The organism is Paenibacillus oleatilyticus (assembly GCF_018998565.1).
Taxonomy (GTDB): domain Bacteria; phylum Bacillota; class Bacilli; order Paenibacillales; family NBRC-103111; genus Paenibacillus_G; species Paenibacillus_G oleatilyticus.
In genome coordinates, this window is the sequence record NZ_JAHNZO010000022.1 from 94,692 (window position 1) to 110,041 (window position 15,350).

Here is a 15,350-nt window from a genome sequence, read left to right on the forward strand (position 1 = left end):
TACTAATAGAGTGTTCAACTTTTCAAGTGGCAATACTTATGAAGATATTCAAGCTGTAATTCGAAATATGACATTTACACAAGTTTCAGGGCAAACCCAAAGTGTCACAATAAATGTAACGCCAGGGGCACCATTGACCGATGGAAAAACCTCTGTGCGTACCTACAATGGACGCCATTTTGTATATGTGGCAAGACAGAGTACCATGACTTTTTACGATGCTGTGATTACTGCAACAAACAATAACGGACATCTTGTAGAACCAGCAGCAGGTGATGCTGGCGCTACAGAAATGTTAGCGATTTCCAGTATGTTTAAAGAATTTAAGAGTCCCTTTACAGGAGGCTGGTACTTTATAAGCTTTATTGGCGCTACCGCAACTACAGCACCTAGTTGGAGCACTTCTAGTGATAGCGCGACACATTATGTATCAAACAACGGTCTGCATACAAATCTTGAGTCACCGCCTTATTATTACTTTAATGGAAACGACTACGTCCATCTTACGCTTCTGCTAGACACCAATAATACTACAGTACGTTACTTAGGCGTAAATAATACTCACGGTGGCTCTAGCGCATATAAAGATCCAGGAGTTATTGTCGAGTATAATTCCGGTGTCATTCGCAACATCATCACTACCACAAAAGATATCAAACTTCTTCCAGTAATGGGAGGTAGCGTAACAATCGATGGCATTGCCAAGGCGGGTCAGACGTTGACGGCGAACGTAACAGGAATCACGTATACGCCGGACACGACAGGTAATGTACCGACCTACCAGTGGTACCGAAACGGAGTCGCCATCACGAATGCGACGGGTTCAAGCTACACGTTAACCGCAGACGACCTGGGCGCGACCATCACCCTGACGGTCACCGCCGATGGTACGCATGCGGTAGGCCGCGTAACGAGTCTGGCAACGGCAGTGGTTACGAAAGGGGATGGACCGGCCGCACCGAGTGCGCCAGCAGCAAACAGCGTGACGCCTACGAGCATTACACTGCAACCAGTCAGCGGTCAGGAATACAGTATGGACGGCGGGTTAACTTGGCAGGATAGTCCAACCTTTAACGGACTGACACCAGGTACCGACCATACGTTTGTGACGCGGGTGAAAGCGACAGCGACGCAGATGGCGTCTGCCGTTAGCCCAGCCACTACGATTCGGACTTCGGTCGGAGAGCCGGCATTGGAAATTACGGAGCCGGCCAGCAGCAACATAACGGTATCTAAGCCAGTATTCAAAGGAACAGCAGCGCCAGGCTCTAAGATTACGGTCAACATCGCGGATGGGATTACAGGGACGGTTACGGCCGACACGTATGGCAACTGGAGCTATATCCCGGAAGTCAATTTGGCCGATGGCAACTACACGGTGAAAGTAACGGCTGAGAAAGACGGGAAGTCCAGCACCGTAAGTAAAGAACTGACGGTTAACACTGCAGATCATTCCTCCTTGACGGGACTGCAGCTCAACAGCTGGAACGGAACGCCGATCAGATTATCGCCGGCGTTTAATGGAAGCACGACCAAGTATACGGCTTCCGTAACGAATAGCGTCTACAGCGTGACGGTAAGCTCGTTGCCGCTTGATCCGAACGCCAAGATTGAAATCTCGGTCAATAATGGCCCTTGGCAGGAAGCTGCTAATGGTGCGGCAAGCGGTAATCTGCCTTTAAATGTAGGAACGAACACGATTGTTGTGAAGGTTACGGACGCCAAAGGCAACGTAACGGAATATACGTTGACGATTACAAGGGAATCTAGCGACAGCGGAGACTCGGATAGCAGCAGCGGCGGAAGCACCACAACGCCTTCAACCTCTACAGGTTCGTCTTCGTCCGGAGGTTCGACAACACCAAATGGCTCGGGAATCGAAACCTCGGTGAACGGCAAAGACGATGCGTTTGCAACGGGGAAAGAATCCACCTCGGGAGACCGCAAGGTGACTTCGGTTCAAGTGGATTTGGACAAGCTGAACAAGGCATTATCGCAAGGGAACGGACAGAAGCTTGCGATTCATTCTTCGAAAGATGGCGATATGAAGGTAGACGGATTGACGGCAGGAACTGTGAAGCAGCTTGCCGATAAGGGAGCAAGCCTCGAAATCAGCAACCCGCTGGCGATCTACCCAGTTCCAGGCGGAAAAATGGATTTGAGCGCGGTGTCCAAGCAGTTGGGCAACGCGGCGCTCGGCGATATTGCCGTTCGTATCGATATCGCACGTTCTTCGGACACGTTGATTACCAACACCAAGAACAAAGCGGCAGCGGAAGGCTACGAACTGTTGGTAACTCCGGTCGATCTGGATATGACCTTCTCGCATGACGGCAAGATGGTAAGAGCGGGGCAATTGAACGGATACGCGGCGAAATACATCGCGCTGCCGGAAGGCATCGATCCGAACCGCATTACGACAGGCGTTATCGTAAATCCGGACGGCAGCGTGTTCCATGTGCCGACGGTAGTAACGAAGATCAACAGCCGTTATTATGCATTGATTAAAGACTTGCACAGCCACGGCTCCTATTCGGTCATCTGGAATCCGCAAGATTTCGATGACGTAAAGAGCCACTGGGGCAAAGCGGACGTGAACAATATTGCGGCGAGACTCGATCTTGCCGGAACCGGGAACAATACGTTTTCGCCGGATCGCAACGTAACGCGCTCCGAGTTCTCGGAGATTGTCGTGACCGGTCTCGGTTTGAAACGTCAAAATGCACCGCAAAACAAGTTCCCTGACGTTTCGGATTCCGCTTGGTACCGCAGCTCCGTAGCGATTGCGAACGAGTTCGATATCGTCCGCGGCTACGAGGACGGCAACTTCTACGGCGACCGGCAAATCACGAGAGAGCAGGGCATGGCGATGATTGCCCGGGCCTACAAATTGATCGAGCCAAAAGCCACGTTGAGTCAGGAACAGACCGATGCTCTGCTGGCGAAATATGAAGATGCGAAAAAGGTATCTGCTTGGGCGAGAGAGGATATCGCTCTGATGATTGAAGCGGGAATCGTGCAAGGCAACGGGCCGCAGCTTCTGAGCCCGCAGTCGAATATGACGCGCGCCGAAGTGACGGCATTAATCGCAAGGTTGCTCAAGACAACCAATCTGATCGACAAGTAAGCTACCCTGCCGCTGCAACGGCAAAGACTTTAGGGACAAAAAGGCTGTGGACACCCACGGCGCGCAGAGATTAACTCATGCGAAACCCACCGTTAGGCTGCCAACCTTACGCGGTGGGTTTTCGCTTGCAAATAAAGAATGGCCCTTGCCGCAAGATTGCGACCAAGGGCCGTTTTTGCACAGGAAAAAGGGAGGGGAAGCACGCTCCCCTGCATTACGTTTACTGCTCGTCGAACGTCGCTAGCTTTTTAGCTCCGGAAAGGCTGTACACGCCAAACTCATAGAAGGAGTATCCGTAATCCGTCGCTCTTTGGATGCCTTGGAATTTCACGTATCTGGCTTGGACCGGGTTAAAATGAACCGTTTGTTTCCCGTCCGTTGCCGTAATGATGCCGCCATTCTCCTGCGTCACGTTGGTCCAGTTCTGCTTATCGTTCGAAACTAGCAGCTGGAACGTGTTCGCCCGGGCGTATTCCCAATCGATTCTCACCGTATCGATGTCCGTCGGCGCGCCGAGATCGACCTGGAACCACGTATTGTCCCTGTATTCGCTCGCCCATCTCGTAACAGGGGAGCCGTCAACCGCTTTCTCTGCGGCATAGCCGGGCTTATCGCCTTCCACCGAAGAGGCTTCGGCCTTTTTATTTTCGGCCAAATTCCCGATCAGGTAATAGACGCCTTCCTTGAGCGCATTGTACGCCGTATCCGTAATCATGTGCTCTTCCTTTACACGATCCAGCCGGGCGTTAAATACTTTCAAAAAATCGATAAACTTCGTTGGATTGGACCCTTCGAGGTGGGTCATCATTTCCAGGTCTTTGATGAGCGCACGAGCCGCTTTGGCATTCGTGATCTGGTTTTCCGCCGCGAAACGGTCGGCTAATTGTTTCATGGCTGCTGCGCTGGTGGACACTTCAATCACATAAGAGGTTTTTCGGGATTTACCCGCCGTAATCACGGTAACGATCAGCTCATGCTTTCCAAGCTTGCCTGCCAGATTCATGACGGTTCCTTCCGTGTAAGGCTTGCCGTCAAACGTAGCAGTGACCTTCGTCAGCCCGCTGCCGTCATTGCTTTTCCATGCAAACTGAACAGGCTCCGTGTCCGGCACGAGGGCTTTGCTTTGAATTGTTTTCCCGTTCATTTGCACTTCGGCTTCCGGCGCGACGGCCGTGTTTTTGACATACGTGCCTTTGACGAATTGATACAGCCAGTCGTACATCACACGGTTGGTCGGATCGGTGCTCACCGCCGTATTATATACGGCATTGTTGCCTTGGTAATACGCTTTGAAGCCTTCCTGCATCAAGCCGGTTTCTACACCGCTGTTCAAGTAATCGATATACCGGTCGCGGAAGACGCTATCCGTCAGCATGCGATCGTCGAACTCCAGCTCGTTGGACATCCCGTACCGCTTGGCGGTGTTGGCGGCATCCTCCAGACGGTCATAGCCCATTTCCTCGAAGAAATAGTTCGGCTGGAAATTGACGGCATCAATGCCGACATCCTTCCACATAAAGCTCTTGTAAGCCAGGAAATGCGGAATCCAGAAAAATTTCAGGCCCATGTTATGAACCTTGGCACTCGTCGAACGAAGCAAATCCGGGCCCTTCGTGCTGGTGCTGATCTGCTCTTCCAGCCAGTACATGCCGACAAGCTCCAGGTGGGAGTACCGAGCCGCTTCCCATTTTTGCTTCACTTGATCGAGCCACCACTGGATCGCTTTTTCCCGATTGGCGAACGCCTTCTCTTCCCCGACCGTCGAAGCGTTAAAGCTTAAAGACTCTCCGTTCACGACGCCAAAATCGTTCAAGTACTCCCCCGGGTCCGGAATCATCAGGACGACCTTTTCCTTATAATCCGGCTGCCCCAGCTTGGCCCCGACCTCCTTGGTCGCTTCGTTGAGCTGCTGCATGTCGCCGGTTGCGGCGAAAGTCTTATTCAGATACCATTGCCAATCTTCGAGATTGGCTCTTCCGTCGTAGCCTCGGCCGGCCGGCGAAGTCAGACCGAGAAACAGCACGCCGTCAAACAGCCGATCCACCGGCTGCCCGGCCTGATTCACATAGCTGATATTCGGAATGATCCGTTCTTTCGTCCAGTCCCCCAGATTATCCTTGTAATGCCCGTTGTACAGCAAGCCTAAATGGTTGATGCCGGCTGTCGCTTCTCCCGGCTTTAAGAAGCCCACTTGATCGGGAGGCACTGTTACCGCTCCTGCTACCTTTCCATCCGTGCCCCAAATCTCGACTTCATCGATGAGGCTCCACGCCCGGGTATGCATCGGGAAGGTAACTTTCACATAACGGGTGTAAACCATCCCCGTAACGGTTTTGTCGCTGTAGATGCCGTCCCGGCTTCCGTCCCATTCAAAGGTCTCTTGTCTCGGAGGTCCGTCTCCCCAGAGAAGCTGGGTAGCTTTGTGTGAAAGCGCTCCCCAATTTTGGCTGTCGTCAGAGGCATACATCGATACCGACAACGGCACAAGAATCGAGTTCGTCGGCCAATCCTGCAAGAAATGCGCTTTAACCTTCGAGATCGACTTTCGCTCGCCCAGATCGAACACGACCTCGCGCGTCATCTTCTGCACGTGTCCTACCCACGCCGGGTCCGACTTATCCAATGCGCCATATTTTCCGTCCGTCAGCTTCCGGTTATTATCCGGATGCGCCGCTTCCGGCGCTTGCGACCATGTATAATTCAGCCCTAAAGCAAGATTACGTTCCTTAGGCTTCGCCTCTTCCGCTTGCACGGCCGAAATCTGTGACAAGAACATGACGGCAGTCATAACAGCGGCTGTCCATTTTATTTTCAATCCCATCAATCCCGCTCCTTCCAACGTTGAGTTAATGCAGCATCAAGCTCTGGATAGATCACGTTCGAATCCAGCTTACAGGAGACGTTTCGTTCAAACCTCGGGTCCATTCATGCGGCAGAGCCTCCTTTCCTGGCGATTCCTTCGCGGTCAACGCTTGACGCATGCAGGAATCTTCTTACTGTAAGAATAAGAAATCCGGGCCTGTTTTCAAAGAGATAAGTTATGACTTTTGTATACAATTGTTTACTTGTTTGCTTCCGTACAAGGCACGGCTACGTCAAGAGGTGTATACGAAAGTAAAGAGTAGTATATGGTTGAAGGCGCGTCCCCTGCCTATACTTGAACTATGAAGGTGGCATTATCCATACTGAAGGAAACACTCGGAGGAAGACAACCGGAGACTTGTAACATAAGTTGGAGGGGTAGCATGAAGAAGACAACGAAGACGCTTTCGTTCGCCGCATTGGCGATGAGCTTGGCGGTTACGGCATGCAGCAACAACGCAAACGAATCGGAAAACAAAGCGGATAACGCGGCGTCCGGCCAAGGAAACGGTGTGATCGAGGTTTCGACGGTTTCGCCAAGCGATCAATATCTGAAGTTCGACGAAGGCGAGAACTTTACCAAGAACGCCGTATATGATGCGTATGAAAAAGACATTGGCGTCAAAGTGACCAACAAGTGGGTAGCCGATACGAGCCAATTCAAGGAAAAGGTCAAAATTACGATCGCATCCGGCGATCTTCCGGACTTTTTCCCGGTGAACGCGACGCAGTTGAAAGAGCTGACCGAAGCCGATATGATCATGGACCTGACGGAAGTGTACGACAAGTATGCCACGGACGAAACGAAGAAGTATCTGACGATGGACGGCGGCATGCAGATGAAGACGGCCATGTTCGATAATAAACTGATGGCGATTCCCAACACCTATAATCCGTACAATTACCAGTTTCTGTATGTGCGTACGGACTGGCTGAAGAAGCTGAATTTGCCCGAGCCCAAGACGATGGCAGACATGATGACGATCGCCGAGGCTTTTAAAACCAAAGATCCTGGCGGTACAGGGAAGCCGTACGGACTCGCGATCAGCAAAAATCCTTTTCATATTGATACCGGGGTCACGGGATTGCGGGCTTTCCTTAATGGATACCATGCCTATGAAAATATTTGGATCGAGGATGGCAAGGGCGGGCTGGTCAACAGCGATATTCAGCCGCAGGTAAAGCAGGCGCTGGCCGCATTGCAGGACATGTTCAAGAAAGGGTTGATCGATCCCGAATTTGCGGTGAAGGATGCGGAGAAAGAGGCTGAGCTCATCTACAGCAACGGCATCGGGATGGTCTATGGCGCATCGTGGACGCCGGCCCAGCTCGTCAAAGGCGCCGTAAAGGACGGGAAAGTGGTGCAGGAGTGGGGCGTGTTCCCTATTCCGACGGTGGACAGCAACCCGGCTTTATCGCAAATCGGACTGGGTGTGGATGAATATTACGTCGTTTCCAAAAAAGCGAAGCATCCGGAGGGCGTCATCAAGCTGCTGAACCAATGGATCGCCGTCGACAACCACCCGACCGAAGAGCAGAAGGTGTACGAGTTCGGTAAAGACCGCAAAGAAAAGGGCAACAATTACTGGCTGATCAATCCGCTGCGCGTCGGCAAGCAAATCGACAACAACGGCGAGGTGCTGCCTAAAGCGATTGCCAACAAGGATACGAGTATTCTGGAGTCGAAGGACCAGAAAACGCGATATGAGCGTGCGCTGAAGTACGTGAACGGCGATACGAGCATGTGGTGGGAATACCTGATTTCGGGTCCGAATGGCGTGTATTCGCTTATTCCGGCCATCCAGAAGAACAAGCAGTACCTGCAAAACAAATTTTATGGCGCGCCGACGCCGACCATGGCCGAGAGACAAGAAATTTTGCTCAAGAAGCGGGACGAGGTCTATTTTAAAATCATTATGAATCAAGTATCGGTCGATGAATTCGATAAGTTCGTGGAAGAATGGAAGAAGCTTGGCGGCGATGCCATGACCAAAGAAGTGAACGAATGGTACAAAACGAAGAAATAACGGCTATCCGGGCGAATCGAGGGATCGGGCGTACACCGTCCCTCCCTCTTTTTTTCATGGTGCGGCAACAACATCTTTAGGCATACGCGAGGTGAATGGCGTGAATGGACTGATACGGATGTGGAGGCGGGAGTGGCCTCTGCATATGATGCTGATTCCGGGAATCGTGCTGGTGGTGATATTCAGCTATGTTCCGATGGCGGGCCTCATCATGGCTTTCCAGAAATATATTCCGAACAGAGGCTTGTTCGGCTCACCCTTCATCGGGATGAAAAATTTTCAATTATTGATCGATTATCCCGATATCGGGCGTATTTTCTTCAATACCGTCTATATTGCCGTGATGAAAATCATCGCCGGTCTGGTCGTGCCGATCACGGTGGCCATCCTGCTGAACGAGCTGCGGAGAGAATGGATCAAGCGAACGTTCCAGACGCTCGTCTACTTGCCTCACTTTTTATCGTGGGTGCTGTTAAGCGGGATCTTGGTCGATGTGTTGTCTCCATCGTCCGGCATTCTCAATCAATTTCTGGGGCTATTCGGTATCCAGCCTATCTTTTTCTTGGGAAGCAACGCCTGGTTTCCGTATGCGATGGTGCTGTCGGATGTATGGAAGGAATTCGGCTTCGGCACGATTGTATATCTGGCTGCGTTAACCAACATCAACCCGTCGCTCTATGAAGCGGCGGAAATCGACGGCGCGGGGCGATGGAAGCAAACCTTCCATATTACGTTACCCGGAATGATGCCGATCGTCATCCTGATGCTGACGCTGAATATCGGGAACGTCCTGAATGCCGGCTTCGAGCAAATCTTCAACCTGTACAGCCCGCCGGTCTATGAAAGCGCGGACATTATCGACACCTTCGTCTATCGCATGGGGGTGCAGCAGGCGCAATTCGGCTTCGCCACGGCGGTAGGTCTGTTGAAATCCGTCGTATCGTTCATCTTGATCGCCATTTCCTATGTACTCGCTTATCGCGTAGCGAATTACCGGATTTTCTAAGCTTCGTCCGTTATCAGAAAGGAGGCCTACCGTGGCGATAAAGACATCCTTGGGCCGCAAACTATTTATTGCGTGCAACTACATCTTTCTGGCGCTTCTGTCGTTCCTGTGCCTGATGCCAATTATTCATATTTTGGCGATTTCGTTCAGCTCCGGCACGGCCGCCGCGGCCGGTCAGGTTACGCTGTGGCCGGTCGAGTTCACAACGGCCGCCTACAATAACGTGTTCGGCAAGCCCGAATATTTGCGGGCGTTCTGGGTATCGGTCCAGCGCGTTGTGCTGGGAACGACCCTCAGCATGTTTTTGACGATTCTCACGGCCTATCCGTTGTCCAAGGAGCCTCGGCAATTCCGGCTGCGAACGTTTTACGCCTGGTTCTTCGTCTTTACGATTCTGTTCAGCGGCGGTCTGATCCCCACCTTTCTCACGATAAAATCGTTGAACCTGATCGACAGCATCTGGGCGTTGGTCTTGCCGACAGCCGTCCCGGTGTTCAATGTCATCCTGCTGCTCAATTTCTATCGCAATTTGCCGAAGGAGCTGGAGGAATCGTCGCGGATCGACGGCGCAGGCCATTTTACGACCTTATGGAAAATCTACGTGCCGCTCTCCTTGCCTGCCTTGGCCACCACGGGACTGTTCACAATGGTCGGTCATTGGAACAGCTGGTTTGACGGAATGCTGTATATGAATCATACTGAAAATTATCCGCTGCAAACGTTTTTACAGACGGTCATTATCAAGATGGATTTCCGCTTCATTAAAGCGGAGAATGCCGAATTGATGCTTAAGCTATCCGACCGAACGAGCAGAGCGGCGCAAATTTTCGTAGCGGCCTTTCCTATCCTGGTGGTGTATCCGTTCTTGCAGAAGCTGTTCATTAAAGGAATCGTCATGGGGAGTGTAAAAGGATAATAGCGAAGCGGTCTGCAGGCATTAGAGGAGAACATACGATGAACGGCTTATTCTTTTTGCGTGATTCCTCGATTTTCAAAAAGGTTATGGCCGCTTTTCTGGCGGCTTTGCTGCCGCTGATGGCGATTACTTGGACGATCAACGAGAAGGGCTCGGACAATATCCGCAGCGAAATTACGGAGTCGGTACTGAATACGACGCGGTTCTATATGGACTCGCTGGACAAGGAAGCGGATCGCATCAGCCGTTATTTGCCGAACTATGTGATGGATACGGACTTGATGGAGCTTGCGGCAACCGGCAATGACATGAGTCCGTACGAGCGGACACGCAAAATATTGGATATTCAGCGGCGGCTTGAGCTGATGAAAAATTCAAGCCCTTTTATCGAAGAAGCGAAGGCCTACGTCCCGCTCCTCAAGCGCAGCATTCTCAGCAACGATTATGAAACCCGGTTGGACCCGGAGGAATATATGGCGATGCAGCAAAATGCGAAGCTGTACGAAGCGCCGTTCATTTACTGGAACAACCGGCTGTTTATTACGATGCCGTATCCCGGGAATTCGGCCCGAAGTCCGTTATATATTCTGGGAGTCGAGCTGTCGGCGGCCAAGATCAAGGAAACGCTCGCGCAAATCGGCCGGACGCGGGGCGGGCAGAGCGTTCTGCTGAATTTGGAGCTGGGGTGGAGCATGGAGACGGGGATGGACACGGCTTTGCTTCAGCGAATGAAGGCTTTTGCCTTGGAGAAGCGGGAATTGCAATCCGATGAAGGCCATGAAACGATCGTTCATGACCATAAAAGGTATCTTGTGGTGTATAAATATTCCAATCTCTGGAATTCGTATTCCATGACCTGCATCCCGGAAGAGATGGTTCTGGGCTCGCTGCAAATGTATCGGACGTTGTTCTGGTGGGCGTGCGCGCTGGCCGTTTGTATCGTGATGTTTTTTACTTATTTTCTATTACGGTTTATTTACCGGCCATTGATGAAGCTGGTGCATTCCTTCCGCCGCGTTCAGCAGAACAGGCTGGAGCCGATCCTCATCGACCGCGGGGCAGATGAATTCGGGTATTTGTACCGGGCGTTCAATGACACGGTGCGGTCCTTGAAAACGTTGATCGAGGAAAACTACGAGCAGCAAATCCGGAATCAGCGTTCGGAGCTGAAGCGGCTGCAATCGCAGATTAACCCTCACTTTTTATATAACTGCTTCTTTGTGCTGTGCCGGTTGATTAAATCGGAGAGTCAGAAGGAGAAAGCATATCAATTTTGCTTATATATCGGACAATACTTCCAGTTCATTACCCGTAACGACGAGGATGAAATCCCGCTGGAGCTGGAGGTAGAGCATTCCCGTACGTATGTCGAGATGCAACGAATCTGCTACGGGGAACGGATTCAGGTTTTGTTCGAGGGAGATGTCCCTGCGATCGACGTGCCGCGGCTCATTCTGCAGCCGATTATCGAGAATGCGTATAAGCATGCGTTGGGCAATATGCTGCAGCCCGGCGAATTGTGGGTACATAGCGAGCGGAGAGACGGCGACTTTCTCCTCTATGTCGAAGATAACGGCCAAAGCATCACGGACGAGGAGATCGACATGCTTCAGAAGAAGCTGCGCTATTCCTCGAACCGGATCGAGGAGACGACCGGCCTTATGAACGTCCATCGCAGAATTCAGCTGCGCTACGGGGAAGCATATGGCATTACCGTGTCCCGTTCGGAGCTGGGCGGACTGCAAGTCATCATCAAACTGAGCGTAAGCTAAAGGGGGAACGGCATGTACCGACTGCTGATCGTGGATGATCTTCCCATTATCGTCGACGGCCTTCTTGAGCTATTCGAGCAAACCAGCCATCTGCCGCTTGAGGTGATGAGCGCTTATTCGGGCGAAGAAGCGCTGGAGGTGCTGTCCGATCACCGGATCGATATCGTCGTGTCCGACATTAAGATGCCCGGCATCGAAGGGATCGAGCTGCTGCGGGAAATCAAGTCGCAGTGGCCCGCCTGCAAGGTGATTTTTCTGACCGGCTATAACGATTTCCACTATGCCCGAAGCGCCATTACCTACGGCGGGTTCGATTATATTCTGAAGGTCGAAAGCGACGAAAAGATTATTCAATCCGTCGAACGGGCCATCGAGAAAATCGAAGAGGAACAGGATCAAGTGCAGGTGGTCGCGAGAGCGCAATCCAAGATGAGACAGGCCCTGCCCTCGCTGCAAAAGGAGTTCATGTGGGGACTCCTGCAAGGGAAGCAGGTCACGGAGGAGGAGCTCAGGCAGGCGTTCAAAGAGATCGATATTCCGCTCGATGCGACCATGCCGGTGTATTTGCTCATGGGAAGGGTAGATGCCTGGAAAGAGATGTTCACCATGCCGGATAAAGCGCTGCTGACCTATGCGCTGCAAAATATTTGCGATGAGTATTTATCGGCACAGGTACGAAGCTTTTCCGTCGTCTTCGAGCTGTCCAAGATCGTCTGGATCATCCAGCCGAAAGCTTCCGACGAGCTATCCGGCCATGTCGGCGGTCTGGATTGGATGAGAGCCCACCGGTATACGAGCGGGATTCTGGACAGCGTGCAGGAAACGTGCAAGAAGCTGCTGCGGCTGTCGGTGTCGTTCCTGCTCGGCAGCGAGGCGATCCCGTGGAACAGCCTGTCGGACCGGTTTCATTCGATCAAATACGGCTTGATGCAAGGACACGGATTGTTGCATGAGGTCATTATGACCGATAAGGACATGCAGAAGACGGACCCTACCGATAAAGCGGAAAGCTATCATGACGGGTTCTTCCATGCCCGGGTACAACTGCTCATGACCTGTCTGGAGAACAATCACCGCGAGCAGTTCAACAAGCTGTTCGTCGAGCTGACCGCCATATGGAACGACCCGGACACGCCCTGTGAGCGGAAGAGCGAGCTGTACCATTCCCTCTCGTCCGTGTTTTTGTTCTATCTGTACAAATACCGGGACATTCGCGATCACGTCAATTTACAGGTGGACCTTGATATTTTGTTCCGTTATGACGATTCGGCTTCCTGGCCGGAGCTGGTCGAATACTATTGGAAAATCGCCGATTGCGTCTTCGAATGGAACGCACAGCGGGGCTTGCAGCTGCCGACGGAGGTGGTGAATAAGGTGCACCGCTATATCGAGGAGCACATCGCTACCGATATTTCGCTCACCGCGCTGGCGGATTACGTGGGCTTGAACCCGTCGTATTTGTCCAGGCTGTATAAGCAAATGACCGGGATCGGGCTATCGAAATATGTGAACGATTACAAGAACGTGATCGCCAAAGACATGCTTCTGAACACCTCGATGAAGGTCAACGAAATCGCGGCCGCGCTGGGCTATAACTCGGCGCTTGCGTTTATTCGCTTCTTCAAGAAGCAGAACGAGACGACGCCGCAAGATTTTCGCACGGCGCGAAGCCCGACGCCTAATATAACGACCTGAATTAGTGAAACTATACTTTGATGGCTATAGAATAATCTTGATACTTTTGAACTTAATATAATCTTAAATAAATTCGTTTTTTACCTATTTGAGGGCATCAGTTGCCTGATGCAAATTCTTTCATGGTAGTTTAATCTTATCTCCCAATGTTAGTTGCAAAATCACAATAGTAATTATCAATAGGTACCAGAAATAGGCATTTATAAGTGCACCAATTTTATTACGAAATTTGGCGTAGTCTTTAATCATAAAAATAATAGACATTATAATAAAGCCTGCTACTAATATTGTATTAAACATATTACCTAGTCCAACATGATCAATAATAAATAATATTATTAAACCTAGTACACTTTGAATTGTAAATAGCATGATGCAACCTCTTTTCTTAATATCCACCTGTTTAGTTTTACTCAAACAGGTGGATATATATTACCTAAGTTTTTGCTTAAGCGCCATAAATGTTAGGCATGTTGGGGTTCCAATATGAAATATCCACATATGTTCCCCTACCATTGTCTGCATAAATAATTTGACCCAACTTTACAAGCCCAATGCCAACTACAATATTTGCTGCCCATCCCGGAAGATTAAGTAGTTTTTGAAGAATAAAGCCATTGAAGATACCCGCACTTCCAGCGATATACAGTGGATGATTCTTAATGTCATCTAGAAACTGATGAGAAGAATATAGACGATAGCCCCACCAAAGCAGTTCCCAGTCAAAATATTTGTTTGTGTCAACAGACATCACGATTCCTTTGCTTTCATTAGCAAGAGGCTTCAAAGTCTTTTGCGAGGTCACTTGCAACTGATATCCTTCTTTGAGAGTTTCAGAGATTCGTTTGTTTGATAAGGCAATAAGATCCTGCGCTTTTGGGAATTCCCCCTCTGTCAGTTCTTTCTTGGCTTCATCCTTTAGATAATACCGCTTTGAGTTTTCATCCAAAACTACAAATGGGGAAGCTTTTTGGATAAGTTCATTACTTACTTGATTGTTTTGGACAACACTATCACCATTCTTGTAAACCGAAGTCGTTACTGGTGGGGATGCAGCCAAAACAGAAGAACTAACCACTGAGCCAAACATTGACAATGCAACAACAGCAAGAACGAACTTTTTCAAAGTATGTCTCCCTCCAAAATTTTTAGTAGATATGATCGCTGCGCAGCATGTCATATTCCACTAGTATATTACATTATTTGGAGATTTTTTCTTTATTAAGATTTATTTATCAAAAATCGATCTAGGCCACTCTATTATTTAATATGGGTTATCAACTCGCTTGCACTTACATTAAGGCAGGCTACTCGACTCCGAGCGAGTTTATGGCGCATGCTTATGTTTTAACGACATGGATATGTAGTAGGTATCTTTTTCTACAATCAATTCGGTATGGACTACAGAGTAATTCCTTCCATGGTGATTCCGTTTACCAGTTTGGACAGGCGAAGAAATTCTCCAATGTCGGTGACGTAAATATCTGCCGCTGTGTCGTCGGGGTATATGCACAGTACTCTAATGGTGTTCAGTCCTTTCTTTTGACTCTAAACAAACCATAGACCAGTAAGTCGAATCTTCCAAGAGACGATAGAGCTTGTTTATTGAATATAAGCCCTAAAGGGATATATTCCGGGATAAAATTACGCATGCTCGATCTATCAATGGTAGAAAGGGAAGCGAGTCTACGCTTGAGGCAGAAGTGTAAGCGAGCAAAGAGGGTACTGAAGGTCATCAGCGCTATGCTGGATGACCCGTTGGATTGAGGATATTCTGGTTTGTTTGCTAAAAGGAGCTGCTGCGGTAAGCTCCTTTTAGCTTTTTTTGGCCATTATGACAGTAAAGCTGAACGTACCATAAGTCTATCCAGATCATTGGTCGACTTTGCATTCGGATTGTATTTGTCAATCTAAAAGTTGACCACTCCGGCGTTAAAAATAGACA

Annotated in this window: 8 protein-coding genes; 6 read left to right on the top strand and 2 right to left on the bottom strand. The window is 50.1% G+C overall.

All coding sequences use genetic code 11. The annotated features are described in order from the left end of the window. Nucleotides 1–718: 718 nt before the first annotated feature. Nucleotides 719–3,127, top strand: a complete 2,409-nt coding sequence (locus KQX66_RS24835; RefSeq protein ID WP_216795489.1) for an S-layer homology domain-containing protein — start codon at nt 719–721, stop codon at nt 3,125–3,127. A 220-nt stretch (nt 3,128–3,347) separates the two neighbouring features. Here the strand turns inward: KQX66_RS24835 and KQX66_RS24840 are convergent, their stop codons facing one another. Next, entirely contained in the window at nt 3,348–5,948 is a 2,601-nt protein-coding gene (locus KQX66_RS24840) for a DUF4855 domain-containing protein (protein ID WP_216795490.1), read from the bottom strand. Between the two features lie 424 nt (nt 5,949–6,372). Here KQX66_RS24840 and KQX66_RS24845 point away from each other — a divergent pair, with 424 nt between their 5' ends. The 5 genes from KQX66_RS24845 (at nt 6,373) to KQX66_RS24865 (ending at nt 13,405) form a co-directional block, all read left to right on the top strand. Then, nucleotides 6,373–8,016, top strand: a complete 1,644-nt coding sequence (locus KQX66_RS24845) for an extracellular solute-binding protein (RefSeq protein ID WP_216795491.1) — start codon at nt 6,373–6,375, stop codon at nt 8,014–8,016. 145 nt (nt 8,017–8,161) lie between these two features. Next, nucleotides 8,162–9,022: an ABC transporter permease gene (locus KQX66_RS24850; protein WP_216795516.1), complete on the top strand. Its 861-nt coding sequence runs from the start codon at nt 8,162–8,164 to the stop codon at nt 9,020–9,022. 31 nt (nt 9,023–9,053) lie between these two features. Next, nucleotides 9,054–9,938 (top strand): carbohydrate ABC transporter permease, encoded by an 885-nt coding sequence (locus tag KQX66_RS24855; RefSeq protein ID WP_216795492.1) that lies wholly within the window; start codon nt 9,054–9,056, stop codon nt 9,936–9,938. A 38-nt stretch (nt 9,939–9,976) separates the two neighbouring features. Then, nucleotides 9,977–11,710, top strand: coding sequence for a sensor histidine kinase (locus KQX66_RS24860; protein ID WP_216795493.1), 1,734 nt, complete (start codon nt 9,977–9,979; stop codon nt 11,708–11,710). A gap of 12 nt (nt 11,711–11,722) precedes the next feature. After that, entirely contained in the window at nt 11,723–13,405 is a 1,683-nt protein-coding gene (locus tag KQX66_RS24865; protein WP_216795494.1) for a response regulator, read from the top strand. Between the two features lie 448 nt (nt 13,406–13,853). Here the strand turns inward: KQX66_RS24865 and KQX66_RS24870 are convergent, their stop codons facing one another. Next, on the bottom strand, nt 13,854–14,531 hold the full coding sequence (locus KQX66_RS24870; protein ID WP_216795495.1) for a hypothetical protein: 678 nt from the start codon (nt 14,529–14,531) through the stop codon (nt 13,854–13,856). Between the last annotated feature and the right edge of the window lie 819 nt (nt 14,532–15,350).